21 protein-coding genes are annotated in these 24,869 nt (G+C 72.9%); 18 read left to right on the forward strand and 3 right to left on the reverse strand.

The window, feature by feature from the left end; all coding sequences use genetic code 11:
- Positions 1-56: 56 nt before the first annotated feature.
- Positions 57-479 carry a MarR family winged helix-turn-helix transcriptional regulator gene (locus tag DCW30_RS27295; RefSeq protein WP_232626868.1) on the forward strand — a complete coding sequence of 141 codons (423 nt, stop codon included), beginning with the start codon at positions 57-59 and terminating at the stop codon, positions 477-479.
- A gap of 13 nt (positions 480-492) precedes the next feature.
- On the opposite strand, the gene DCW30_RS38135 is transcribed toward DCW30_RS27295, so the two are convergent.
- Complete coding sequence (locus tag DCW30_RS38135) at positions 493-756, reverse strand: hypothetical protein (RefSeq protein ID WP_335755768.1); 264 nt, start codon at positions 754-756, stop codon at positions 493-495.
- Positions 757-1,109: 353 nt separating this feature from the next.
- On the opposite strand from DCW30_RS38135, the gene DCW30_RS38140 reads away from it, so the two are divergent.
- Positions 1,110-1,283, forward strand: a complete 174-nt coding sequence (locus DCW30_RS38140; protein WP_335755769.1) for a hypothetical protein — start codon at positions 1,110-1,112, stop codon at positions 1,281-1,283.
- Between the two features lie 44 nt (positions 1,284-1,327).
- Here the strand turns inward: DCW30_RS38140 and DCW30_RS27305 are convergent, their stop codons facing one another.
- Positions 1,328-2,500: a spore photoproduct lyase family protein gene (locus tag DCW30_RS27305; protein ID WP_079250352.1), complete on the reverse strand. Its 1,173-nt coding sequence runs from the start codon at positions 2,498-2,500 to the stop codon at positions 1,328-1,330.
- 33 nt (positions 2,501-2,533) lie between these two features.
- Complete coding sequence (locus tag DCW30_RS36890) at positions 2,534-2,695, reverse strand: hypothetical protein (protein WP_162933557.1); 162 nt, start codon at positions 2,693-2,695, stop codon at positions 2,534-2,536.
- 196 nt (positions 2,696-2,891) lie between these two features.
- Between DCW30_RS36890 and DCW30_RS27310 the strand changes: the two genes are divergently transcribed.
- The 16 genes from DCW30_RS27310 (at position 2,892) to DCW30_RS27385 (ending at position 24,868) form a co-directional block, all read left to right on the forward strand.
- Positions 2,892-3,152 carry a DUF5133 domain-containing protein gene (locus DCW30_RS27310; RefSeq protein ID WP_076688796.1) on the forward strand — a complete coding sequence of 87 codons (261 nt, stop codon included), beginning with the start codon at positions 2,892-2,894 and terminating at the stop codon, positions 3,150-3,152.
- Between the two features lie 990 nt (positions 3,153-4,142).
- Positions 4,143-4,298: a DUF6131 family protein gene (locus tag DCW30_RS27315; protein ID WP_103557397.1), complete on the forward strand. Its 156-nt coding sequence runs from the start codon at positions 4,143-4,145 to the stop codon at positions 4,296-4,298.
- Between the two features lie 602 nt (positions 4,299-4,900).
- The gene (locus DCW30_RS27320; RefSeq protein ID WP_076684093.1) at positions 4,901-6,379 is read left to right on the forward strand and encodes a sugar transferase; all 1,479 of its coding nucleotides are present in this window, start codon (positions 4,901-4,903) and stop codon (positions 6,377-6,379) included.
- A gap of 70 nt (positions 6,380-6,449) precedes the next feature.
- A complete protein-coding gene (locus DCW30_RS27325) occupies positions 6,450-7,766 on the forward strand; it encodes a nucleotide sugar dehydrogenase (protein ID WP_076684094.1) in 1,317 nt (438 codons plus the stop codon).
- Positions 7,756-9,036 carry a glycosyltransferase family 4 protein gene (locus DCW30_RS27330; protein WP_076684095.1) on the forward strand — a complete coding sequence of 427 codons (1,281 nt, stop codon included), beginning with the start codon at positions 7,756-7,758 and terminating at the stop codon, positions 9,034-9,036. Before DCW30_RS27325 ends, DCW30_RS27330 begins: the two co-directional genes overlap by 11 nt.
- Complete coding sequence (locus tag DCW30_RS27335; RefSeq protein WP_076684096.1) at positions 9,033-10,427, forward strand: Wzz/FepE/Etk N-terminal domain-containing protein; 1,395 nt, start codon at positions 9,033-9,035, stop codon at positions 10,425-10,427. The genes DCW30_RS27330 and DCW30_RS27335 overlap by 4 nt, the downstream gene beginning before the upstream one ends.
- A complete protein-coding gene (locus DCW30_RS27340; RefSeq protein WP_076684097.1) occupies positions 10,424-11,986 on the forward strand; it encodes a Wzz/FepE/Etk N-terminal domain-containing protein in 1,563 nt (520 codons plus the stop codon). Before DCW30_RS27335 ends, DCW30_RS27340 begins: the two co-directional genes overlap by 4 nt.
- Positions 11,987-11,988: 2 nt before the next feature.
- Positions 11,989-13,917, forward strand: a complete 1,929-nt coding sequence (gene asnB / locus DCW30_RS27345) for an asparagine synthase (glutamine-hydrolyzing) (RefSeq protein WP_076684098.1) — start codon at positions 11,989-11,991, stop codon at positions 13,915-13,917.
- Between the two features lie 25 nt (positions 13,918-13,942).
- The gene (locus tag DCW30_RS27350) at positions 13,943-16,138 is read left to right on the forward strand and encodes a bi-domain-containing oxidoreductase (RefSeq protein ID WP_076684099.1); all 2,196 of its coding nucleotides are present in this window, start codon (positions 13,943-13,945) and stop codon (positions 16,136-16,138) included.
- The gene (locus DCW30_RS27355) at positions 16,135-18,093 is read left to right on the forward strand and encodes an alginate lyase family protein (protein ID WP_076684100.1); all 1,959 of its coding nucleotides are present in this window, start codon (positions 16,135-16,137) and stop codon (positions 18,091-18,093) included. Before DCW30_RS27350 ends, DCW30_RS27355 begins: the two co-directional genes overlap by 4 nt.
- Positions 18,094-18,115: 22 nt before the next feature.
- Positions 18,116-19,651: a right-handed parallel beta-helix repeat-containing protein gene (locus DCW30_RS27360; RefSeq protein WP_076688798.1), complete on the forward strand. Its 1,536-nt coding sequence runs from the start codon at positions 18,116-18,118 to the stop codon at positions 19,649-19,651.
- 22 nt (positions 19,652-19,673) lie between these two features.
- A complete protein-coding gene (locus DCW30_RS27365; protein ID WP_103557605.1) occupies positions 19,674-20,936 on the forward strand; it encodes a hypothetical protein in 1,263 nt (420 codons plus the stop codon).
- Positions 20,937-20,938: 2 nt separating this feature from the next.
- Positions 20,939-22,183: a glycosyltransferase gene (locus DCW30_RS27370; RefSeq protein ID WP_076684101.1), complete on the forward strand. Its 1,245-nt coding sequence runs from the start codon at positions 20,939-20,941 to the stop codon at positions 22,181-22,183.
- Positions 22,180-23,433, forward strand: a complete 1,254-nt coding sequence (locus DCW30_RS27375; protein ID WP_076684102.1) for a class I SAM-dependent methyltransferase — start codon at positions 22,180-22,182, stop codon at positions 23,431-23,433. The genes DCW30_RS27370 and DCW30_RS27375 overlap by 4 nt, the downstream gene beginning before the upstream one ends.
- On the forward strand, positions 23,430-24,224 hold the full coding sequence (locus tag DCW30_RS27380; RefSeq protein ID WP_076684103.1) for a glycosyltransferase family protein: 795 nt from the start codon (positions 23,430-23,432) through the stop codon (positions 24,222-24,224). Before DCW30_RS27375 ends, DCW30_RS27380 begins: the two co-directional genes overlap by 4 nt.
- Positions 24,221-24,868 carry a PIG-L deacetylase family protein gene (locus tag DCW30_RS27385; RefSeq protein WP_062770868.1) on the forward strand — a complete coding sequence of 216 codons (648 nt, stop codon included), beginning with the start codon at positions 24,221-24,223 and terminating at the stop codon, positions 24,866-24,868. Before DCW30_RS27380 ends, DCW30_RS27385 begins: the two co-directional genes overlap by 4 nt.
- Position 24,869 lies beyond the last annotated feature (1 nt).

Below are 24,869 nucleotides of genomic sequence, written 5' to 3' on the forward strand. Positions count from 1 at the left end.
GCCACTTCGCAAGCTATAGGCTCCCCGGCGTGCGCGCCTCCGGAAACCATCTGAATGTGACTCAGTTCATCGCCGTCGTCGAGGAGTTCAACCGTTTCTATATCCGGCTGCCACGTCGGGGTAACCACACCTTCAGCACGCTGTCGGTGCTCGACGCCCTCGCCCGCGAGGGCAGCCCGAAACGGCTGGTCGACCTGATCGCGAGCGAACAGCTCAGCCGCCCGGGGCTCACCCAGCTCGTCCAGCGCCTGGAGAGCGACGGCCTCGTGGAACGCGGGAGCGACCCGCGCGACGGCCGCGCCGTCCTCGTCCACCTCACCGAGAAGGGCCGCGGCGTCGGCACGTCACGGCACCGGGAACGGGTCGCGCAGCTCACCCCGCTCATCGCACGGCTCACCCCCGAGGAGCGCGGCGCGATCACCGGGGCACTGCCCGCCCTGCGGCGCCTCGCACGGCTGGGAAGGGACACACGGGGCTGACCGGGGCCCGGCGTCAGCCGACCCGTCGCAGCGCCTTCTCCCTGCGTTCGGCCACGGCCGATCCGGACTCCCGCCGGGCCATGCGCCGCAGCACGACGGGGGCGAGGACGAGACCGGCGATCGCCCACCCCGTCAGGACTCCGACGGTCTCCAGATGCCGCCAGGACTCGCCGATCTCGACGGTGACCGCGCTCTCCGGGAGCAGCGCGGAGCGCATGCCGAGTCCGAGCCAGTAGACGGGGAAGGCCTGTGCGGTCCACTGCGCCCACTCCGGCATGGAGGTGACCGGGCAGAAGATGCCGGAGGTCCCGATCAGGGCGAGGACCGGAAGGGTGAGCAGCCCCCTGGCCGCGGGCGCTGCTGAACACCGACCCCAGGACCGCGCCGATCGGCAGCGTGGCCACCAGGCCGAGCGCGAGCACCCAGCCCAGCGTGAGCCAGGAGCCGAGGCTGCCGACCGTGAGGCCGGGAACGACGAAGAGGCCGGGCACGAGGAAGATCGCCAGGTCGACGACGACACCGCCCGCCACCGAGACGATCTTGCCGATCAGATAGGCCGGCATGCCGTTCGGGATCGCCTTGGCGCGGAGGAGGGTGCCGTCCTCCCGCTCCGTGGCGAGGAGTTGGCTCATGGACACCATGGCCATCGCGGCGTTCATGCCGAGGATGCCGGGCAGCACCAGGGTGCCCAGGGCGAATCCGGTGCCGCCGAAGGACACGTCCCGCAGGAAGAAGGTCACGCCCAGCATCAGCACGGGCCAGAAGAAGTGGCTGAACAGGTCCGAGCCGTTGGTGAACGACTGACGCAGCTCGATCAGGCCGCGGGACCAGCCGGCGCGGAGGGCCGTTCAGAACGCGTATCTGATCCGCAGCCACGGCGTCCGCTCGGCGAGCAGGTCCTGGAGGCGGGCCAGGGAGCGCTGTTTGACGTCGATGGCGTACCGGACGTTGAGCGCGCCGTTCTGTGAGCGCTTGGTCTCCTGGAGGTCCGGCTGCCACAGCAGTTCCTCGGCGCGGGGGTGCCAGCCCAGGTTGACGTCGTGCAGGCCCTGGTTGTGGGTGAGCATGATGATCTCGGCCGCCGCCTGTTCCTTCACACGGGTGGGCAGCACGTCGTCGAGGTGGTCGAGGAGGTCGGCCCAGTCCCGCTCCCACCCGGGCCGCAGCACGACCGGCGAGAGGTTGAAGTGGACCTCGTATCCGGCGTCGAGGAAGTCGGCCGCCGCGGCGATCCGCTCCGGCACCGGGCTGGTCCGGATGTCCAGGAGCCTGGCGTCGTCGGGCGGCATGACGGAGAAGCGGACGCGCGTCCGGCCCTGCGGGTCGAGCGCGAGCAGGTCGGGGTTGACGAACTTGGTCGCGAAGGACGCCTTCGCCGTCGGCAGGGACCGGAACGCGGCGATGAAGTCCGCGGTGTTGTCGCAGACCAGGTCGTCGACGGAGCAGTCGCCGTTCTCGCCGAAGTCGTAGACCCAGGCCAGAGGGTCGCACTGGTTGGGCGTGGTCTTGGGCCCCTGCGCCCGGACGTGCCGCCGGACGTGGGCCAGGATCGCCTCGATGTTGGTGAACAGCGTGATGGGGTTGGCGAAGCCCTTGCGGCGCGGGACGTAGCAGTAGGCGCAGGACATCGCGCAGCCGTTGGAGGTGCCGGGGGCGATCCAGTCGGCGGATCTGCCGTTCACGCGGGTGGTGAGCTTGTGCTTGACCCCGAGGACGAGCGTCTCGGTCTTGATGCGGACCCACCGCCCGATGTTCCCGTCGTTGCCGTGCAGGGACGGGATGCGCCAGTGCCCCGGGACCTCGACCACGCGCACGTCGTCCGGCAGCCGGGCCATGATCTGCCGGCCGCGCGGGGAGTCGAGGGCGGCGGGCTCGGCGTAGACCTCGCGCACGTCGAGCATCCGCCGCGCCTCGGGGCTGTCCCGGAAGGACCGGTGCGGCGCCGCGGGCGGGGCGGGGTCCTCCCAGTCGAAGAGCGACTGCTGCTCGGGGCCGCGTCTCCCCGGGGGTTCCTCGGGCATGTCGATCACCTGCCGGTGGCGGTCGTCGCCGCGCTACTCCTCCTCGAAGTCCTCACGGCTGACGCCCGCCTCCTCCATCGCTTCCCGGATGGTGCGGCCGGAGGCGCCCTCCTGGCGCGACCGCGCCTCGTCGGTGTCGTTGACGACCTCGTCGGTCGACGTGGTCTTCGGCCGGTTCTCCTCGGGCGTGGTCATGATGGTCCTTTCCGGTGGTCAGAGGTGTGCACGTCCGGTGTCGGACATTCCGGGACACCGCGGCACGCGCCCCAGGTAACCGGTCACGCGCGTCACAAACATCCCCCCGCCCCACGCCACCCACGGGCCCCGCATGAAACCACGCTCGCCGGGCACACGTACGGCACAAAAGAACCTCTTGAAGGGACCCGTGGCCGTGTCGCAGCCGGAAGCCCGCTGTGTGAGAACCCTGCTCGCCCGGTACGCCGAGGCGCGTATCGCGCTCGCCGAGAAGCCGGACCCCGCACGACGCCGGCGACTGGCGGACGTCGTACGAGACCTCTGCGAGGCCACGGGCGCCCGGACGGCCACCGAGGCGATCGCGGCGGCCGACGACATGCTCGCCGCGGCGCAGCGCCCCACGCCCCGTCCTTCCCGCACTCCTTCCCGCACCGAGGACGGTCTCGTCGCGGCCTGAGCGGCCCGGTGGCCCGGTGGCCCGGGGAGATCCAGGTTCCCGTGGACGGCGGCGTGCGCCCGCCGGTGGCCGAGCATGCCGGCGGGCGCGTGGATCACCGCGTGCGCCGATACGAGCCAGCCTTCCTCGCGGCTCTCCTCGTCCGGCTCAAGGGAAGGCCCGGGGGGACGGCGCGGGTGAGGACAGCAGCAGGAGACCGGCGGCGACCGGCGTGGTTCCGGGGCGGTTTCGAGGTCCGCGCCGGACGCCGGTCCCGCCCGGTCGCGGTACGAGCGCGAGGTCGACGGCGCCCACCGGCCGGGCCGCCCTGAGCGAGCAGGGCGTAGAGCGCGCGGATGCCGTGTTCCCTGGCCCGCAGGGCGAGAACCGGCCACTGGCGCGTCGCGTCCGCCACGTCGACGTCGTCGGCCACCACCGGCCCGTCCCCGTGCGGGGCCTGGACGCACGGCCCCTCCCCCAGGCTGACCCGGAGCGATTCGGCCGGACCGTCGGCACACCCGGACCGTCGGCACACCCGCCCCGTCGGCACGCCTGGACCGTCGGCACGCCCGGACTGTCGGCACACCCGGACCGAGGCCTACGCGCGCGTCCTCGCCCTCCTCGCGCTGGACGAGCGCCCGCATCTGCTCACCGCTTGGTCGCGTCCCGTCCCGCACGGCCCGTGGGGCTACCCGCCGGTGGTCCACACGGCGGCGGGCCTCATCGCCGCGAAGAGTACGACCTCACCCCCGACGACGCCCTCGCCCGGCTGCGGGCGCACGCCTTCGGCCACGACCGGGCCCTGCTGCGCGCGGCCCGGGACGTCATTGACGACCAGTGCCGGCCTGGGCCCTGGTGACCGCTCCCGACCCGGTGGCCGACGGCCCGCATGGATGGCCGGACGCAGGGCACACGGAGGGGGCACGACACAATCCAGCGCCGCCGCTCCAGCGACCGGCCCGGGCCAGGGGCCCGCCCACGCACCGGAAGAACTTGACGATCGGAGCCGTAATGATTGTTCTTGGCGCCATTCTGCTCATCATCGGCCTGCTGGCAGGCATCTCACTGCTGACGACCATCGGCGGAGTGCTCGTCGTGGTCGGCGCGGTGCTGTGGATACTCGGCACGACCGGGCGCGCCGTGGGCGGCCGCAAGCACTATTTCTAGGGGCGTCCGGCTCCCTCCACGCGACGACCGAGGTGCGTCCCCGTTCACGGGGGCGCACCTTTGCCGTGGGCCCGGTGCGGCCCGTGGCGGTGCGCCGCACGGCGGCGGTCACCGGTCTTTCGACCCGGCCTCAAGGGTTGAGCACAAATTCACCACATCCTCTCTCCATACCGGCCCCGATGGTCTAGATTGACCGTGCTTCAGCTGTTCGGGCACGAGGCGACCAACATTGATCTATAGGTCCGGCGCTGCGGGCAGCCAGCATTCATGTCCCCGCGCCAGACGTGGGGGTGATCGGTTTTGGGGCCCGAGGGGGGTCTTGGGTGCGGGGGCGCCCTGGGTCCCGACGGGTCTTCCACGTACCTCGCCGGTCTGGCAGGGCATGCGATTCCGCTGCCGCCAGGGCGAGTTGTTCCCAGAGCGCTCACACGACCAGAACGTCATGCGCCGAAGGCGGGGGCCTTCCGCGCGGAGTGAACGGTGCGGCACGACGGGGGGCATGGCCTCCCGAGGGGAGGAACAGCGCGGGGGGCGGGGGCCTCCCGGGGGGGAGGGGCAGTGTTAGGCGTACACGTCGAACCACTGGGGACCTGGGGGGTTCTGTGCGGCAGGGGGGATTAGTCAGCCCGTTTCCGTCGGCGCGCGGGCGTCTGGCGGACGGGACGATCAACCGGCCCGCGATCGACTGGGAGCAGCGGTACCGCCGTACCGTGATCACCAGCGATGCCATGACCACCGCCTTCGTGGTGGCGTCCATCGGCATCTTCTTCGGTGCCAGGGACGCGGCCAACTGGCACGAGAAGTGGGGCATCCTCGCCTTCGGCACCGAGGTGCTCATCCTGGGGGCGCTCGCGGTGAGCCGCGCGTGGGCCCCGGCCGTACTGGGTCAGGGAGCCGAGGAGTTCCGCCGGCTCGGGCGCTCGCTGTTCGCGGCGGTCGTCGTGCTGGCGCTCGGCGGGATAGCCCTCACCTCGCGCAACATCAAACTCTGGATCTTCGTCGCGGTCCCCGCGATCGCGCTCGTCACCATGACGGCGCGGTATCTCCTCCGCCTGTGGCTGCACAAGCAGCGCAAGGAGGGGCAGTGCCTGAGACCGGTGCTCGCCGCCGGGAGCGTGGCCACCGTGCAGGACCTGATCGCGCGGGCCCGCAAGTTCCCGCACCTCGGCTGGCGCGTGGACGCGGTCTGCACGACGGACGGACTCGGGCCCGACGGTGACCAACTGGACGGGGTGCCGGTCGTCGGCCGCCTGGCGGACGTCGCCAACCACGTCCGCCGCGACGGCTACCGCGTCGTCGCGATCACCCCCGACCCGCACTGGTCACCGGACCGGCTGCAGCGTCTCGCCTGGAACCTCGAGGGCAGTGACGCCGAGATGGTCGTGGCGCCCGTCCTGATGGAGGTCGCGGGTCCGCGGCTGCACGTCGACGCGGTGCTCGGGATTCCGCTGCTGCGGGTCAGCATGCCGACCTTCACCGGGGGCCGGCGGGCGGTCAAGGGAGTCGTCGACCGGCTGGGCGCCGCGCTCCTGCTGCTGCTGTTGGCGCCGCTGATGGTGCTCGTCGCGCTGCTGGTGCTGGCGGACAGCCGGGGCGGGGCGCTGTACCGCCAGCGCCGGGTCGGCAAGGACGGCCGCGAGTTCACCATCTACAAGTTCCGCACCATGGTCGCCGGGGCCCACGGGGCGCGGGCCGAGCTCGCCGACCGCAACGAGGGCGCGGGCCTGCTGTTCAAGCTCCGCCGGGATCCGCGGGTGACCCGGGTCGGAGCGGTGCTGCGCCGGTACTCGCTGGACGAACTGCCGCAGTTGTTCAACGTGCTCACCGGGTCGATGTCGCTCGTCGGCCCGCGGCCCCCGCTGCCGGAGGAGTCCGCGGCGTACGGGCCGGACATCCGGCGCCGTCTCCTGGTCAAGCCGGGTCTCACCGGCCTGTGGCAGATCAGCGGACGCAGCGACCTGCCGTGGGAGGAGGCGGTCCGGCTCGACCTGCGGTACGTGGAGGACTGGTCGCTCGCCCTGGACACCGTGATCTTGTGGAAGACGCTGCGTGCGGTGATCCATGGGCAGGGGGCCTACTGATGTGCGGGGGTCGGCATCCGGCCGGCGCACGGATCGCGGGCCGACAGGGCCCGCCTTGGGGGGACGGGTCATGAGAGTCAGTGTTTTCGGGCTCGGCTACGTGGGCTGCGTGTCGGCCGCGTGCCTGGCCGGCATGGGGCACGAGGTCGTCGGGGTCGACGTGAACCAGGTGAAGGTCGACCTGGTCAACGACGGCAAGGCCCCGGTGGTCGAGGAACGGATCGGTGAGCTGATCGCCGACGTCGTGCGGACCGGGGCGTTGCGCGCCACCGGCGACGTCCGCGAGGCGATCACGGACAGTGAGGTGTCGCTGGTCTGCGTGGGCACGCCGTCGGAGCCCAACGGCAGCCTGTGCACCACGTATCTGGAGCGGGTCACCGAGGAGATCGGCGCCGCGCTGGCGGAGCGGGGCGGGCGGCACACCGTCGTGTTCCGCAGCACCATGCTCCCCGGCACCTGTCTGAACCTGCTGGTGCCGATCCTGGAGAAGTCCGTCGGCGGCACGGCCGGGGTGGACTTCGGGGTGGCGGTCAACCCGGAGTTCCTGCGCGAGGGCACGAGCGTGCGGGACTTCTTCGACCCGCCCAAGACCGTCATCGGCGAACTCGACGCGGCGAGCGGTGACGTGGTGGCCGCGCTCTACGGCGACCTGCCCGGCGAGGTGTTCCGGGTGCCGGTGCCGACGGCCGAGGCGATCAAGTACGCGGACAACGCCTTCCACGGCCTCAAGATCGGCTTCGCGAACGAGCTGGGCGCGGTGTGCCAGGCGCTCGGGGTGGACTCCCACCAGGTGATCGACGTCTTCCTGGCCGACCGCAAGCTCAACATCAGCCCCGCCTACCTGCGTCCCGGCTTCGCCTTCGGCGGCTCCTGCCTGCCCAAGGACCTGCGCAGCCTCGTCCACGCGGCGCAGCGGGCCGACGTCTCCGTACCGATCCTCTCCCATGTGCTGCCCTCCAACTCCGCACATCTGCAGCGCGCGGTGGAGCTGGTGGAGCGCACCGGCAAGCGCCGGGCGGGCCTGTTCGGCCTCTCCTTCAAGCCCGGCACCGACGACCTCCGCGAGAGCCCGCTCGTCGAGCTGGCGGAGCGGCTCCACGGCAAGGGGTACGACCTGCGGATCTACGACGCCAACGTCAGCCTCTCGCGGCTGCTCGGCGCGAACCGCGAGTACATCGAGACCCGGCTGCCGCACCTCGCGCACCTCCTCGCGGACTCCGTGGAGGAAGTGCTCGAACACGCCGATGTGTGCCTGGTGGGGACCAGGGACCCGGCCGTCCTTTCGGCGCTGCCCCATGGCGAGGGCCCGGTCATCGTCGATCTCATCCACCTTCCCGACGCCGACGCGCGCCGGACCGAACCGGGGTACGTGGGCCTTGCTTGGTGACACATCGTTGAGTGACGGGACCGGTGGCGGCCGGCGGGGCCGGCGCGCGCTGATCCTGGTGGAGAACCTGTCGGTGCCGTTCGACCGGCGGGTGTGGCAGGAGTGCACGACGCTGCGCGACGCGGGCTGGGAGGTGCACGTCATATGCCCGCAGGGCAGCAAGCGGGACACGGAGCCGGAAGCGGTGATCGACGGGGTGGCCGTCCACCGCTACCCGTTGCGCGCGGCCACCGGTGGCCCCGCCGGCTATCTGCGGGAGTACGGCTCGGCGCTGTGGCACACGGCCCGGCTGGTCCGCCGGGTCGGCCCGGTCCACGTGGTCCACGCCTGCAACCCGCCCGACCTGCTGTTCCTGCCGGCACGGTGGCTGACGCGGCGCGGCGCGCGGTTCGTCTTCGACCAGCACGACCTGGTGCCCGAGCTGTACCTCTCCCGGTTCGACCGCGGCGAGGACCTGCTCTACCGCGGGGTGCGCGCCCTGGAGAGGCTGACCTACCGGGCCGCGGACATCGTGCTCGCCACGAACGAGAGCTACCGGGACGTCGCGGTGCGCCGCGGCGGCAAACGGCCGGAGGACGTCTTCGTGGTGCGCAGCGCGCCCGCGACCGATCGGTTCCGACCCGTGCCGCCCGAACCGGAGTTGAAGCGGGGCAAGCCCCATCTTCTGTGCTATCTCGGCGTCATGGGCCCCCAGGACGGCGTCGACTACGCCTTGCGGGCCCTGGCGAAGCTGCGCGACGAGCTCGGGCGGACCGACTGGCACGCGGTGTTCGTCGGCGGCGGCGACGCCTTCGACGCGATGGCAGAGCTTTCCCGGCGGCTCGGGCTCGACGGGCAGGTGGAGTTCACCGGGCGCGTTCCCGACGCCGACCTGGTGCGCCACCTGTCCACCGCGGACGTGTGCCTCTCCCCCGACCCGCGCAATCCGCTCAACGACGTGTCGACCATGAACAAGGTCCTCGAATACATGGCGATGGGCCGGCCGATCGTCTCGTTCGACCTGAAGGAGGCGCGGGTCTCCGCGGGTGACGCCGCCGTCTACGCGCCCGCCAACGACGAGTCCGCGTTCGCCGGGCTCATCGCGCGGCTCATGGACGATCCGGAGAAGCGGGCCCAGATGGGCAAGACCGGCCAGGAGCGGATCACCGGGCGGCTCTCGTGGGAGAACTCGCAGGCGTCGCTGCTCGCCGCCTACGACGCCGCCTGCCGTGGCCGCACCCCGGCGCCGGCGCGCGGGCCGGCCCGCGCGAGGAAGAGGCCGCGTCGTTGAGTGAGGACACGATACGCCTGGTCACGATCGGGCGGATCCTGCGCCGGCGTTGGCGGCTGCTCGCCGCCCTCGCCGTGGTGGGCGCACTCGTGGGCTACGGCGCCTCGGTGCTGTTCCCGCCCCGCTACACGGCGTCGGCGTCCGTCCTGCTGCCGGGGCAGTGGGAGGAGCGCGAGCTGCTGACCCAGGTGGACATCGCGACCAGTTCGGCGGTGGTCGACCGCGCGGCCGCCAAGCTCGGCCGGGGCGACGCGGGCGGTGACCTGCGGGAGCGGGTGAGCGCCAAGGCCGCCGACGGGAACATCATCAGGATATCCGGCACGGCCGACACCCCGCGGGGCGCGCAGCGGCTCGCCGACCGCATGGCCGGGGAGTTCATCGCGTTCGCCGCGCGGATCACGGGCGGCGACGACACCGGCCCCGAGGCGGCCACGGGGCCCGAGGCGCTGCGCGAGAAGGTCACCGAGACCAACCGCCGCATCTCCGACCTGGCCGACGCCGCCGACCCGGGGCGGACCGTGGAGAGCGTGCAGGCCCGGACCTCGCTGGAGAAGCTCCGCACCGCGCTGGAGGAGGCCATGAAGAAGCTGGAGGAGGCCGACCCGGCGTCCGACAAGGCCGGCATGGTCGTCATGGGCCCGGCGGTCAGACCCACCGGCGAGGCGCCGCCCACGCGGGTGCAGCTCATCGCCGGCGGGGCGCTGCTGTTCTTCCTGCTCGCGGTCGTCGGCCATCTCACCGCCGCGCGGATGAACCGCAGGCCGCGCACCGAGGCGGAGATCGCCGCGGCGCTCGGCTCGACGCTCATCGGCACGGTCGACGTGCCGGCCGAACCGGGTGCGCGGCGGCCGGAGGGCCAGGGCCTCCTGGCCCGGACCCGCCGGTTCCTCGGGCTCGGCACCCGGTGGGACATGCCCGCCCCGCAGGCGTCGGGCGACGAGGCCGGCCGACGCATCCGCTACCGGCGGGTGTGCGCCCGCCTCCGGGAGCGGCTTCCGGCGCCCCGGCGGCTGCTGGTCGTCGTGCCGGAGGACGACGAGACCGCCCGCCGGGCCGCCGGGCGGCTCGTCACCGAGGCCGAGAGCGGCCCGTCCGCGGGCGGAGGAGATCCCCTGCTGCGGGTGGTGGAGGTGCCGGCGTCCCAGCCGGTGGTGCCGGACCGCGACACCGAGTCGGGCGCCCTGGTCGTGCTCAGCCCGGGCAGCCGGACCCCGGAGGAGCTGGCGGGCATCGCCGAGGCCTGTGCGGACGGCGGGCACGAGGTCGTCGGCGTCGTCCTCGCCGACGCGGTCCGGGTCCGTCCCGCGCGGGACGCCGGTCGTCCCGCTCCCGCCGAGGGCGCCGCTCCGGCGCTCGCGGCCCCCGGCCACGGGACGGGAGGTTCGGGGTGACGACGAGCACGGCCACGGAGCCGTCGGAAGCCGCACCGCTGCTGAACCTCCAGGCGCTGGTGGTGGCGGTGCGCAGACGCCGCCGCCTGTGGTGCTGCCTGGCGCTGCTGGGGATGCTGGCCGGCGTCGCGGTGGCGGTCGCGCTGCCGCCGCCACCGACCGCGATGACGAAGGTGCTCGTCACGCACCCGGAGGACCAGCCCAACGACACCGGCACGCTGATCCGCACCGACGTCGAGCTGTTGGGGACCACGCGCATCGCCGCCAAGGCTCTGCGGGCCCTGGACTCCCCCGAGAGGCCGGAGGACTTCATCGAGGACTACCGGGGCACCGGCCTGACCAACAACGTGCTGCGGATCGATGTGACGGGTGACAGCGACGCGCAGGCGGTGGCCCGGGCCGGGGCCCTGGCCGACGCGTTCGTCGCCGACCATGTGCGGCGGATGCGGGAGACCGCGAAGGCCGAGGCCAAGGCCCTGCTCGAACAACGCGACCGGATGCGGGACGAACTCACCGACGTCAACGAGGCGATCGGCGACCGGACGCCGGAGGGCGACCCGGAGGCGTCGGCGGCCATCGAGTCGCTCTTCGCCCGCCGCGCCGAGCTGAACTCGCGGATCGCCGACTTCGACCAGCGGGCCGCCGAGGCGCGTACGGGCACGCCCAAGCTCATCGCCGGCACCCAGATCGTGGACGCGCCGCGCGTGGTGCCGCACTCGCTGCCCAGGACGGTCGCCGTCAACGCGGCGATCGGGCTCGTCCTCGGCCTCGTCGTCGGGCTCGCGCTGGCCGCGGTCGGCGCGGTCGTGGCGGACCGCCCGGTGCTGCGCCGGGAGATCGCGGCGAACCTCGGCGCGTCGGTCGTCGCGGAGCTGCGCCGCACGCCGCGGCTGTCGGTCCCGCGGTGGCGGAGCCGCCGGACCAGGGCGGCGCGGGCACGGCTCACCACGACCCTGGCCCGTGCCGTGCGGGGCTCCGCGGAATCGGTGTCGCTCCTCGAACTGGGCTGCGCGCGCGATACGAGCGCGCTCGCCCTGGACGTCGCGAGGACGCTGGCGGCGGACGGCCCCGTGGCCGTCGTCGACGGTCTGCCCGGCCGGGAGCTGTCCGGCGGCCGGCGGCACCCCGACGACCCGTCCGTGGTCAGCGGCGAGCGTGCTGCGGCCCTCGGGCGTCAGGTGCGCAGGATCGGCGTGGGCTCGGTCGCACCCGGCACGGCGTGGACCGACCTCCAGCACCTCGGCGGTGAGACCGTGCTCGTCGTGCGGGCCGGGCACGGCAGCGCCGCGTGGCTGCACACCGTGGCACGGCAACTCGCCGACCAGCGCATACCGGTGATCGGGGTGGTGCTGATCGACCCCGATCCGCGCGACAGGACCGACGGCACGCTGTGGGACGGGCTCCACACCGCCCTGCGCGGCCACCACGAACGGCCGGCCCGGCGAAGCGACGGGGGCGCCTCCCCCGCCGTCGGCGCCGTGGGGGAAGGCCGGCTCCGGACGGAACGGCCGTTGCTGCCGGCCGCACGGGTCCCGGACAGCGACCAGGAGGTGCGGTAGACATGTGTGGCATCGCGGGCACGTTTCGATGGCCGGACGGGAAGGCCGTCACCGACCGGCTCACCGAGGTCCTGGCCCACCGCGGCCCTGACGGGGCCGGCCGGTACAGCCACTCCGCGGGCGACGGCGAGGTGCACCTCGGGCACCGCCGGCTCGCCATCATCGACCTGTCGGAGACCGGCGCCCAGCCGATGGTCTCCGACGGCCTCGCCCTCACGTACAACGGCGAGCTGTACAACGCGCCCGATCTGCGCGCCGAGCTGACGGCGGCCGGGGTGCGCTTCCGCGGCACCTCCGACACCGAGGTGCTCCTCGAAGCCTGGCGGCGCTGGGGCACGGACTGCCTGCCGCGGCTGCGCGGCATGTTCGCCTTCGCGGTCTTCGACGAGCGGACCGGTGAACTGGTCCTCGCCCGCGACCAGCTCGGCATCAAGCCGCTGTTCCTGCTCCGGCGCGGCACGGGCCTGATGTTCGCCTCCGAGCTCAAGGCGCTCGCCACGGTGAACGGCGGGTCGCTCCAGGTCGACGAGGCGGCGATGGTGGCCTCGCTGCTGTACTACTGGGTGCCGGACTCGCGCTGCGCGTTCCGCGAGGCGGAGAAGCTGCCGCCGGGGAGCTGGCTGCGGTGCGGGCCGGACGGCCGGGTGGAGCGCGGCCGGTACTGGAACCTGCGGGACGTCGCCGCGGAGGGGCGGGAGCGGGCGCTCGCCGGTGAGCTTCCGGACGTGGCCGCCATCGTCGAGGAGTCGAACCGGCGGCACCTGCTCTCCGACGTCCCCGTGGCGACCTTCCTCTCCGGTGGTCTCGACTCCAGCTATCTGACCGCGCTCGCGGCCCGCCACCGGCCGGGGATCTCCGCGTACACGATCGGGTTCCGCGCCGAGGACGCCAAGTTCGAGGCGATGCCGGACGACCTGCGCTACGCGCGGCAGGTGGCCGAGCGGTTCGGCGTCGACCTGCACGAGATCGAGATCGCACCGAACGTGCTCGACCTGCTGCCGAAGATGACGTACCACCTGGACGAGCCGATCGGTGATCCCGCCGCGATCAACACGTTCCTGATCTGCTCGGCCGCCCGGGAGGCCGGGGTCAAGGTGATGCTCTCGGGGATGGGCGCCGACGAGTTGTTCGCCGGGTACCGCAAGCACCTGGCCAACCTGCTCGCGCTGCGCTACCAGCGCGTCCCGCGGCCCCTGCGGCACGGCCTGGCACGGGCGGTGGACCGGCTGCCGGTCGCCTCGTCGCGCCGGGGCTACCGGTCGGTGCGCTTCGCCAAGCGGTTCCTCTCCTTCGCCGACCTGCCGGAGGAGACCGCCTTCCGGCGCAGCTACACCATGTACGACCGGGAAGAACTGCTCGGCCTGGTCAGTCCCGACCTGGCGGGGACGGTCGACGACGTGCTGACCGAGCACGCGGACGTCTACGAGGACAACGCACTCGACGACTTCGTCAACCGCATGTGCCTCGGCGACTCCCGGATGTTCCTGCCGGGCCTGAACCTCGCCTACACCGACCGCTCCAGCATGGCCGCGTCGACCGAGGTGCGGGTGCCGTACGTGGACGTCGAGGTGGTCAAGGCGGCGTTCACCGTGCCCGGCGACCGCAAGATCGTCGGACGGCAGGGCAAGGCCGCCCTGAAGGAGGCGGCCGGTTCGGTCCTGCCGCCGGAGATCGTGTACCGGCCCAAGGGCCTGTTCAGCGCCCCGCTGCGCGCCTGGATGAGCCGGGACCTCGCGCCGCTGGTGCGCGAGGTGGTGAACGACGGCGAGCTGGTCCGCTCCGGGCTGCTGCGCCGCGAGGCGCTGGCCCGGCTCGTCGCCGAGGACGCCGCCGGGCAGCGGGACTTCTCCAAGCACCTATGGCATGTGCTGACCCTCGAGTACTGGTACCGCGGCGCGACCTCCGGCTCCGGCCGGGGCGAAGCGGCCTGACAGCGTAGAAACAAGAGGAGCTCGGGTGAAACAGGTTGTGCAGAACTACAAGAGCGGCGAACTCGCGCTGCTCGACGTGCCCGTGCCGGGGTGCAAGCAGGGCGGTGTGCTGGTCCGCAGCGCCTACTCGCTGATCTCCACCGGGACCGAGCTCATGAAGGTGTCCGAGGCCGGCATGTCGATGGTGGGCAAGGCCCGCTCCCGGCCCGACCAGGTCGCCAAGGTCATGCAGAGCGTGGCCACGAACGGGGTGCCCGCCACCTACCGCAAGGTGATGGGCAAGCTCGACTCCTACACGCCCCTCGGCTACTCGCTGTGCGGCGTGGTCGAGCAGGTCGGCCCCGGCGTCGACGACGTGGCGGTCGGCGACCTGGTGGCGTGCGCCGGCAACGAGCACGCGCTGCACGCCGAGCTGAACTGGGTGCCGAAGAACCTCTACGCCCCGGTGCCCGACGGCCTCGCGCCCCGGCACGCGGCCTTCGGCACCGTCGGGTCGATCGCGATGCAGGGCGTCCGCCGCGGCGAACCGCAGCTCGGCGACGTGGCGCTGGTCATCGGCCTCGGCCTCATCGGGCAGTTGGTGGTGCAGCTCCTCGCGGCCTCCGGCGTCCGCGTCGTCGGCGCCGACCCCGACCCGGCGCGCTGCGAGCTCGCCGAGCGGCTGGGCGCCGCGGCCTGCGGCGATCCCGCGTCCCCGGCCGTGGAGAGCGCCGTCGCCGAACTCACCGGCGGCCACGGCGTGGACCAGGTGTACCTGGCCGCCGGCGGCGGCAGCAACCAGCCCGTCGAGCTGGCCGCCCACCTGAGCAGGGACCGCGGCCGGGTCGTCGACATCGGCAAGTGCAGCCTGGACCTGCCGTGGAACGCGTACTACGAGAAGGAACTCGACGTACGGTTCTCCCGCAGTTACGGACCCGGGCGCTACGACCCGGAGTACGAACTCCAGGGCCGGGACTACCCGATCGGCTACGTGCGCTGGACCGAGCGCCGCAACCTGGCGTGCTTCCTCGACCTCGTCGCCCGCGGCAGCGTCGACGTGGAGCCGCTGATCTCCCACATCGCCGACTTCGACGACGCCGTCGACACCTACCAGCGGCTCAAGGACGGCGACCTGAAGGCCGTGGCCGTGCTGTTCCGCTACCCCGGCCGTCCGGAGCCCGCCGCCGAGGCGGAGGCCCCGGCGGTGGCCGTGCCCGCGGTGCGCCGCGAGGGCGGAGGGGCCGGCCCGGCGCGGGCGGCGCGGGGGCCGGTGCGGGTCGCGTTCGTCGGCGCGGGCAACTACGCGACGTCGATGCTGCTGCCGCACCTGGCGGAGCGCGACGGCGTCGAGCTGTCCACGGTCGTCACCACGACGGCGCTGTCCGCGGCCAACGCGAAGCGGAAGTTCGGCTTCGCAGCGGCGACCACCGACCTCGACGCCGTGCTCGGCGACAAGTCCGTCGACGCGGTGTTCGTGGTCACCCGGCACAGCTCGCACGCCGAACTGACCCGCAAGGCGCTGCTCGCCGGCAAGGCCGTGTTCGTGGAGAAGCCGCTGGCGCTCACCGAGGACGAGCTGACCGATGTGCTCGCGGTGGTGGAGGAGTCCGGCAACGACCGGCTGCAGGTGGGCTTCAACCGCCGCTTCGCGCCGCTCCTGCGGGAGGCGCGGACCCGGTTCGGCGCCAGGACCGGCCCGGCGAGCGTCCGCTACCTGGTCAACGCGGGACGGCTCGCACACGGCAGCTGGTACCTCCGGCAGGGCACCGAGGGTTCGCGGTTCGCGGGTGAGGGCGGGCACTTCATCGACACGGTGAGCTGGCTGCTCGCGGCCGACCCGGTCTCGGTGTACGCGACCGCGACGCCCGGCAACGAGGACCTGCAGATCGTGCTGCGCTACCCGGACGGTTCCACCGCCACCCTCAGCTACGTCACCACGGGCCCCGCCGGGTTCCCCAAGGAGACTCTGGACATGGTCGCGGACGGCCACGCCCTGCGGCTCGACGACTTCGTCCGCGCCACGGTGTACGACGGCGGGCGCAAGCGGTGGGTCAGCTCGCGGCTGCCCAAGGCCAGGGACAAGGGGCAGTCCGCCGAACTGGCGTCGTTCGTCAAGGCCGTGCGGACCGGCGGGCCGATGCCGGTGCCGCTGGAGTCCCTCGTCGCCACCACGGCGGCCACCCTCGCCGTGCGGACCGCCCTGGTCAGCGGGGCGCCGGTGACCCTGGCGGGGCCGCGATGACCATGAGCGCGGGCTGGTACCTGCGGCGGCTCGCCCGGATGGGACCGCGGGAGGTCGGCGGCCGGGTGGGCGACACGGTGCGCAGGCGCCGCTGGCGGTCGGCGCGGCTGCCCTGCCCGCGCGTGACCGGCGCCCGGTTCACCGCGGTCCTGCCCGAGGGGGCGCTCGCCTCGGTGCCGCCGGACGCCGTGAAGCGCCTGGTCGCCGAGGCGGACCGGCTGATGGCCGGGCACGCCGAGTTCTTCGGGGTGCGCCGCGACGACCTGACCGACCCCGACTGGTGGCACGACCCGAAGACCGGCCGCAGGGCCCCCTGGGGCTACGCCTTCGACGTGCCGTACCGGAACGAGGACGCGGTCGGGGACATCAAGCAGATCTGGGAGCCGTCCCGGCACCAGTACCTCACCGTGCTCGCCGCCGCCTACGCGGTCACCGGGCACGAGCGGTACGCCGAGCGGGTGGCCGAGCACCTGCGGTCGTGGTGGGCGGCCAACCCTCCGCTGCGCGGCGTGCACTGGATCAGCGGCATCGAGCTGGGCATCCGGCTGCTCTCCTGGGTGTGGGTCCGCCGGCTGCTCGACGGCTGGTCCGGCGCGGCCGGTCTCTTCGAGGACAATCCGGTGGCGCTCCGGCAGATCTGGCACCACCAGCGCTGGCTGGCCGCCTTCCCCAGCCGGGGTTCCTCGGCGAACAACCACGTCATCGCGGAGGCCGCCGGTCAGGCCGCCGCGGCCTGCGCGTTCGGGTGGTTCCCCGACTCGGAGCGCTGGCGCGACGACGCGCTGCGCTCCCTCGAACGGCACCTGCGGAGCAACACCTTCGGCTCCGGTCTCAACCGCGAACTGGCCACCGAGTACCACGGACTCGTCCTGGAGCTCGGTCTGGCCGCGGTCGCCGAGGCGGACGCCGCCGGGGTGCCGGTGCCCGGGGCCGTGCGGCTCGTGCTGCTCCGGATGACGGACGCCCTCGCGGCCGTCGTGGACAACCGGTTGCGGCCGCCGCGCCAGGGGGACGCCGACGACGGGCACGGCCTGGTCGTGGACGGCGCGGGCACCGACCGGTGGGGTTCGCTGCTCGCCACCGGGGACGCCGTGTTCGGGCGGCTCGACTGGTGGCCCGCGGTGACCGGCGCCGATGTGCGCACCCCGCTCCTGGCCTCGCTCATCCGCCCGTACCCGGGGAAGGGGAGCACGCGGGCCGTGACGCGCCCGGCGCGCCGGCCGGTGCACTTCCCCGACGCGGGCATGTCCGTCCTGCGCGGCCCCGGGGAGATCTGGTGCCGCTGCGACGGCGGTCCGCACGGCTTCCTCTCCATCGCCGCGCACGCACACGCCGACGCGCTCTCCGTGGAGGTGCGGCACGACGGGGTCGACGTGCTCGCCGACCCGGGGACGTTCTGCTACCACGGGCAGCCCCAGTGGCGGCAGTACTTCCGCTCGACCCTCGGCCACAACACCCTGCAACTGGACGGCGCCGACCAGTCCGTCTCGGGCGGCCCCTTCCTGTGGACCCGGCACGCCCGCAGCCGCGTCCTGGTCGCGGACACCTCCGATCCGAAGGTGGCCCGCTGGTGCGCCGAACACGACGGCTACCAGCGCTCCACGCACCGCCGCCGGGTGGAACTAAGGGCGGATAGCCGCGAGTTACGCGTTGTCGACGAGGTGCGCGGCCCCAGCCGGGCGGCACGTCTGGCCTTCCACCTCGGTCCCGCGGTCACCGCGGACCTGGTGGGCAGCCGGGCGGTGCTGACCTGGACCCGGGACGGCGAGGACCGCTCGGCGGTGCTCGACCTGCCCGGGGAGCTGACCTGGCGGGCCCATCGCGGGGAGACCGATCCGCCGCTGGGCTGGTACTCCCCCGGCTTCGGGCGCAAGGAACCCGCCACGACGCTGGTCGGCACGGGCTTCGCCGACGGCGTGACGGGGTTCACCACCGTACTCAGGTTCCGCGGCTAGGAGAGGGGGACGCGTGGGGTTCATGTGGCGGCGCCTGGCCGCGCCGGCGGCACCGCTGGCGCTGGTCCTGCTGGCGAGCGGCTGTACGGGCACGTCGGACCGCCCGGCGGAGCCGATCGGCGAGCCCTCCGCGTCCGGGGCGCGTTCCACGGCGGTGGCCCGGGTGTGCGCCGAGCCGGCGGCCGGTCCCGCCAAGCCGCCGAAGGGCGCGGTGACGGTCGACCCCGCGGTGGTCGGCGACCTGGCGGCGAAGACCAGGAGCCATCCGCCGAACACCACGTTCTGGCTGCGGCCGGGCAAGCACCGCCTCAAGCCCGAGCGCTACGCCCAGGTCATGACCAAGAAGGGCAACCGCTACGTCGGGGCGCCGGGCGCGGTGCTCGACGGCCGGAAGAAGAACCAGTACGCGTTCAGCGGCACCGCACCCGGCGTCACCATCCGCCATCTGACCGTCCAGCGTTTCGTCGCGCCCCACAACGAGGGCGTGGTCAACCACGACATGGCCGACGGATGGGTGATCGAGCACGCGAAGATCCAGTACAACTCCGGCGCCGGGCTGATGGCCGGCGCCCGCCAGGAGGTGCGCGCCAACTGCCTGCGCGAGAACGGCCAGTACGGGATGAACGCGTACAAGACCGGTGACTCCATCGAGGGCCTGGTCGTCGAGGACAACGAGATCGTCGGCAACAACACCGACGACTGGGAGCGGCGGCAGCGGGGCTGCGGCTGCACGGGAGGCGTCAAGTTCTGGGCCGTCGACGGCGCGGAGATCCGCGGCAACTGGGTGCACGACAACCGCGGGGCCGGGCTGTGGGCGGACAACAACAACAACGACTTCCGCATCGAGGACAACGTCCTCGAAAGCAACGACGGCGCCGCGCTCATGTACGAGACCAGCTACAACGCGGTCATCCGGAACAACACGATCCGGCGGAACAACTGGGTCGAGGGCCGCAAGTACGCCGGGCGCGGCGACGACTTCCCGTACGCGACGATCTACATCTCCGAGGCGGGCGGTGAGCCGCGGGTCCGGGCCCGCACGGACAAGATCGAGATCTACCGGAACGTGCTGGAGGACAACTGGTCCGGGATCACCCTGTGGGAGAACGCCGACCGGTTCTGCAACAGCCCGGCCAACACCTCCACCGGCTACTGCACGTTGCTGGTGAAGGACACCGACCGCTGCGCACGGCCGGGGATCGCCAAGGCGCCCCTCTACTCCGACTGCCGGTGGAAGACCCAGCGGGTGGACATCCACGACAACCGCTTCACGCTCGACCCGTCCGTCGTCACGTGCTCGGCGGAGTGCGGCCGCATGGCGGTGCTCGCCAACTACGGCACCTACCCGAAGTGGTCGCCGTACAAGGGCAAGCGGGTGGCCGAGGCGATCACCCATGAGCAGGGAAACCGCTGGCACGACAACGTCTACCGCGGGCCGTGGAGCTTCGTCGCCGTCGACACGAGCCGGAAGCTCGACTCCGGGCAGTGGCAGGACGCGCCGTACCGGCAGGACGCGGGCAGCACCTTCGAGGCGCGGGCCGGTGGTCGCGATGGGTGAAGCCCCGATGGGTGAGGACCCGATGCGCGGGGCGCCGCGGGACCGGCCGGTTCCGCGGCCCGCCCGCACGCCCAGGGCCGTAGCGGTCGTCTGGGCGCTGCTCGGCCTCAACACGCTCGGCTCCGCCGGGGCGAAGACCATCGTCACCATCCCCCGCTCCCTGATCCAGATGGTCACCATGGGCGCGCTCGTCGCCGCGTTCACGCTGGCGCTCGCGCTCAACCTCCGGCTGCGCGTGCGCCCCAGCGCCTTCGTGTTCCTGCTGACCCTGCTGCTCGTGCCGAGCGTGATCTCCAGCGCGAACCTGGAGGTCGGGTTCGGCGCGCTGTTCCGCTGCGCCCGCCTGGCCCTGTTCGTCGCCACGCTGTGGCTGCTCAGCCGCTGGTGGGACGGCAGCCTGACGTTCGTCAGGCACCACATCCGGATGTACTTCGCGGTCCTCGGGTCGGTGGCCGCCGGCCTCGTCATCTCGCCGGGCACGGCCATGCCCGAGTACTACGGCGGACGCCTCGTCGGCGCGCTGTGGCCGCTCACCCCGCCGCAGATCGGCCAGTACGCCGCCGTCATCATCGGGCTCACCGTGCTGCTGGTGCTCGGCCGCCGCGCCGACGGGGCCGGCGCGGCGGTCGTCATCGTGCCCTCGGTCGTGCTGCTCGCGCTGACCCACACCCGTACGGCGACGCTGGGCCTGCTCATCGGGCTGACGCTGGCGATCGGCTCGCTCGTCCTGACCAGCGCGGCGGCCCGCCGGTTCTTCACCTGGACGGTGCTGTGCGCCGTGGTGGCCGCCGCGGCGTTCAGCTCCGCGCTCCAGGCGTGGTACCTGCGCGGGCAGAGCCAGGAGAACCTCTCCAGCCTCACCGGCCGGGCCAAGGTCTGGGACGCCCTGCTCGCGGAGCCCAGGACGACGGCGGAGCAGTTGTTCGGAACGGGCCTCGGCGACAAGTCGTTCGGCGGGCTGCCGATCGACAACAGCTGGCTGGCCGTCTACCAGGAGCAGGGGCTGGTCGGCGCCGCCGTCGTGGCGGCGTTCGTCGTCGTGCTCGCCGGCGTCGCGCTGCTGCGCCCGCCGTCGCTGCAGCGGGCCTGCGCGATCTTCCTGATCAGCTACTGCGGGATCTCCTCGTACACCGAGGCCGGACTCGGCGACGCCTCGCCGTACCTGCTGCACCTGGCCCTGGCCGCCACCCTGCTCGCGGCGCCCGCCGCGGCGCCCCGCCCGCCGGCGCCCCCGGCCCCTCGACGACGTGTCCCGAGCTGGGCCCGGGACCGGAAGGTGAACTGACCATGCACGTCCTCGTGGTGCACAACCGCTACTCATCGGCGCAGCCGAGCGGCGAGAACCGGGTCGTCGACGAAGAGGTGGCCCTGCTGCGCGCGGCAGGCCACCGGGTCGAGGTGTTCGAGCGGCGCAGCGACGACATCGCCGCGCGGTCCCTGCTCGCCAAGGCCGCGGTGCCGCTCCTGGTGCCGTGGAACCCGGCGGTCCGCAGGGAGCTCACCGCCCGGCTCCGCGCCGAGCGGCCCGACGTGGTGCACGTCCACAACGTCTTCCCGCTCCTGTCCCCGGCGGTGCTCGCGGCCTGCGCCGACGCCGGTGTGCCCGTCGTCGCCACGCTGCACAACTACACCCAGGTCTGCCCGCCCGGCACGCTGCACCGCGACGGCGGCCGCTGCACCGAGTGCGTCGGGTCGAAGGCGTCGCTGCCCGCCGTCCGGCACGGCTGCTACCGCGACTCCCGGCTCGCGACGGTGCCGCTCGCGGTCAGCCTGACGGTCAACCGGCGGCGCTGGTGGTCCGGGGTGGAGCGGTTCTTCTGCATCTCCGCGGCGCAGCGCGACGTGCTGGTGCGGTCGGGCATGCCGCCCGAGCGGCTGATGGTGAAGCACAACTTCGTGCCCGACGCGGGCCCTCGCCGGACGGGCCCCGGCGAGCATCTGCTCTTCCTCGGCCGGCTCGCGGAGGCCAAGGGCGTGCGGCTGCTCATGACGGCGTGGGACGAGATCGCCGCGCGGGGCGGCGTGGGCGTGCCGCTCGCGCTCGTCGGCGCGGGGCCGCTGGAGCGGGAGGTGGCGGCCTGGGCGGCGGGCCGGGACGACGTGCGCCACCTCGGCCTGTACGACCCGGCGCGGTGCCGGCAGGCCGTCGCGCGGTCGGTCGCCATGGTGGCTCCGTCGATGGCGATGGAGACGTTCGGCCTGGTGGTCGCGGAGGCGATGGCGGCGGGGGTGCCGTCCGTCGCCGCCGGTCACGGCGCCTTCGTCGAGCTCGTCGAGGACGGCGTGAGCGGGCTGCTGCACCGGCCGGGCGATGCCGCCTCGCTGGCGTCCCGGATACGCCGGATCACGGGCGACCCGGCCCGCAACCAGGAGATGGGCCAGGCGGCCCGGCGCCGCTACGAGCAGGGCTTCAGCCCGGCCGTCGGTCTCGAACGCCTGGTGGAGGGATACCGCACCGCGATCGCGGGTCGGTCAGCACTGGCTCGCGGCGGGGACACGCGCGCGAGCAGGGGGGATGGGGACAGCAGATGACTCAATGCCGACTCTGCGGCTCGCACGCGATGGCGAGCGTCGTGGACCTTGGGGCGACGCCCCCGTGCGAGAGCTTTCTCGCCGCGGACCAGCTGGACGAGCCGGAGCCCGCGTACCCGCTGCACCTGCGGGTCTGCACGGACTGCTGGCTGGCGCAGATCCCGCCGCTGATCACGCCGGAGGAGACGTTCGAGGAGTACGCGTACTTCTCCTCGTTCTCGACCTCCTGGGTGGAGCACGCGCGCACGTACGTCGACGACGCCGTGCGGCGGGTGGGGCTCGGCCCCGGCTCCTTCGTGGCCGAGGTCGCGAGCAACGACGGGTACCTGCTGCGACACGTGGTGGACCGGGGCATCCGCTGCCTGGGCATCGAGCCGTCGGTGAACGTCGGCGCGGCGGCCCGGGAAGCGGGCGTGCCCACGCTCACGGAGTTCCTGAGCCCGGCGACCGGCGCGGCCGTCCGTGCCGAGCACGGCCCGGCGGACCTGGTCGTGGCCAACAACGTGTACGCGCACATCCCCGACGTGATCGGGTTCACCCAGGGGCTGCGCGCCCTGGTGGCCGACGACGGCTGGGTCTCCATCGAGGTGCAGCACCTGCTGACCCTGATCGAGCAGAACCAGTACGACACGATCTACCACGAGCACTTCCAGTACTACACGGTCGCGTCCGCGATCCGGGCGCTCGCCGCCGGCGGACTCGCCCTCGCGGACGTGGAGCTGCTGCCCACGCACGGCGGCTCCATCCGGCTGTGGGCGCGGCCCGCCGAGGCGGCCGGTGAGCCGACCCGGGCGGTGGCCGACGTGCTGGCCAGGGAGAAGGCCGCCGGGCTCCAGGAGCTGTCCGGTTACACCGAGTTCTCCGCCCGGGTCGCCAAGGTGCGCAGGGACCTGTTGAAGTTCCTCGTCGAGGCCGCCGAGCGCGGGGAGACGGTCGTCGGGTACGGCGCCCCCGGCAAGGGCAACACCCTGCTCAACCACTGCGGCATCCGGCCCGACCTGCTCGCGTACACGGTCGACCGCAACCCCTACAAGCACGGCAGGTTCACCCCGGGCACCCGCGTCCCGGTCCTGCCGCCCGAGCGGATAGCCGAGGACAAGCCGGACTACGTCCTGGTCCTGCCGTGGAACCTGCGGGCCGAACTGGTCGAGCAGCTGTCGTACGTGCACGAGTGGGGCGGCCGTCTCGTCTTTCCCATCCCGGAACTCAGCGTCGTCGAGGACGCGTCTTCGGAAGAGGTCACAGCATGAAGGTCGTTCTGTTCTGCGGCGGCTACGGGATGCGGATGCGCAGCGGCGCCGCGGACGACGTGCCCAAGCCCATGGCGATGGTCGGCCCGCGCCCGCTGATCTGGCACGTCATGCGCTACTACGCGCACTTCGGGCACAAGGAGTTCATCCTGTGCCTCGGTTACGGCGCCCACCACATCAAGGACTTCTTCCTCAACTACGAGGAGACGACGTCCAACGACTTCGTGCTGCGCGGCGGCAGGACCGAGCTCCTGACCACCGACATCTCGGACTGGACGATCACCTTCGCCCAGACCGGCATCGAGTCGCCGATCGGCGAGCGGCTCCGCCGGGTGCGCCACCACCTGGACGGCGACGAGATGTTCCTCGCCAACTACGCCGACGTGCTCACCGACGCCCCGCTGCCGGAGATGATCGACAAGTTCTCCCGGCGCGACGCCGGCGCGTCGATGATGGTCGTGCCGCCGCAGTCCTCGTTCCACTGCGTGGAGCTGGGCGACGACGGCCTGGTGGGCGGCATCACCGCGGTGAGCGAACTGCCGCTGTGGGAGAACGGCGGCTACTTCGTGCTCCGCCAGGAGGTCTTCGACCACATACCGGAGAACGGTGACCTGGTCGCCGACGGCTGCGCCCGGCTCGCCAAGGCTGGCCGCCTGGTGGCGCACCAGCACCGCGGTTTCTGGAAGCCGACCGACACGGTGAAGGAGCGGGCCGCGCTCGACGCCGCCTACACCCGGGGCGACCGCCCCTGGGCCGTGTGGGAGCGGGACACCGCCGGGGTGGACGCGTGATCCGGCTTTCCACCCGGCCCCTGGAGCGGATCGTCGCCGTGGGCGCGCACTGCGACGACATCGCCATCGGCGCGGGCGGCACGCTCCTCGCCATGTGCGCGGCGCGGCCGGGCCTCCGCGTCGACGCGCTGGTGCTCACCGGCGGCGGCAGCGAGCGGGAGCAGGAGGAGCAGGCCGCGCTCGCCGCCTTCTGCCCGGGCGCCGATCTGCGGCTCACCGTGCTGAAGCTGTCGGACGGCCGGCTGCCCGCGCAGTGGGACGAGGCGAAGGCCGCGGTCGAGGAGCTGCGCGGGCAGAGCGACCCCGACCTCGTGCTCGCCCCGCGCACCGACGACGCCCACCAGGACCACCGCGGCCTGGCCGCGCTCATGACCACCGCGTTCCGCGACCACCTCGTACTGGGCTACGAGATCGTCAAGTGGGACGGCGACCTCGGCCGCATGGCCGCGTACCAGCCGCTGTCGCCGGAGACCGCCGAGGAGAAGGTGCGGCTCCTCCAGGAGCACTACCCCTCGCAGCGGCACCGGCCCTGGTACGACCGGGAGGCCTTCCTCGGTCTCGCCCGCATCCGCGGCATCGAATGCCACGCGCGTTACGCCGAGGCGTTCGCCGTCACCAAACTCACTCTCGACCTGGGGGAATGAA

Origin of the sequence: Streptomyces alfalfae, assembly GCF_004127445.1 — a bacterium.
GTDB lineage: Bacteria > Actinomycetota > Actinomycetes > Streptomycetales > Streptomycetaceae > Streptomyces > Streptomyces alfalfae.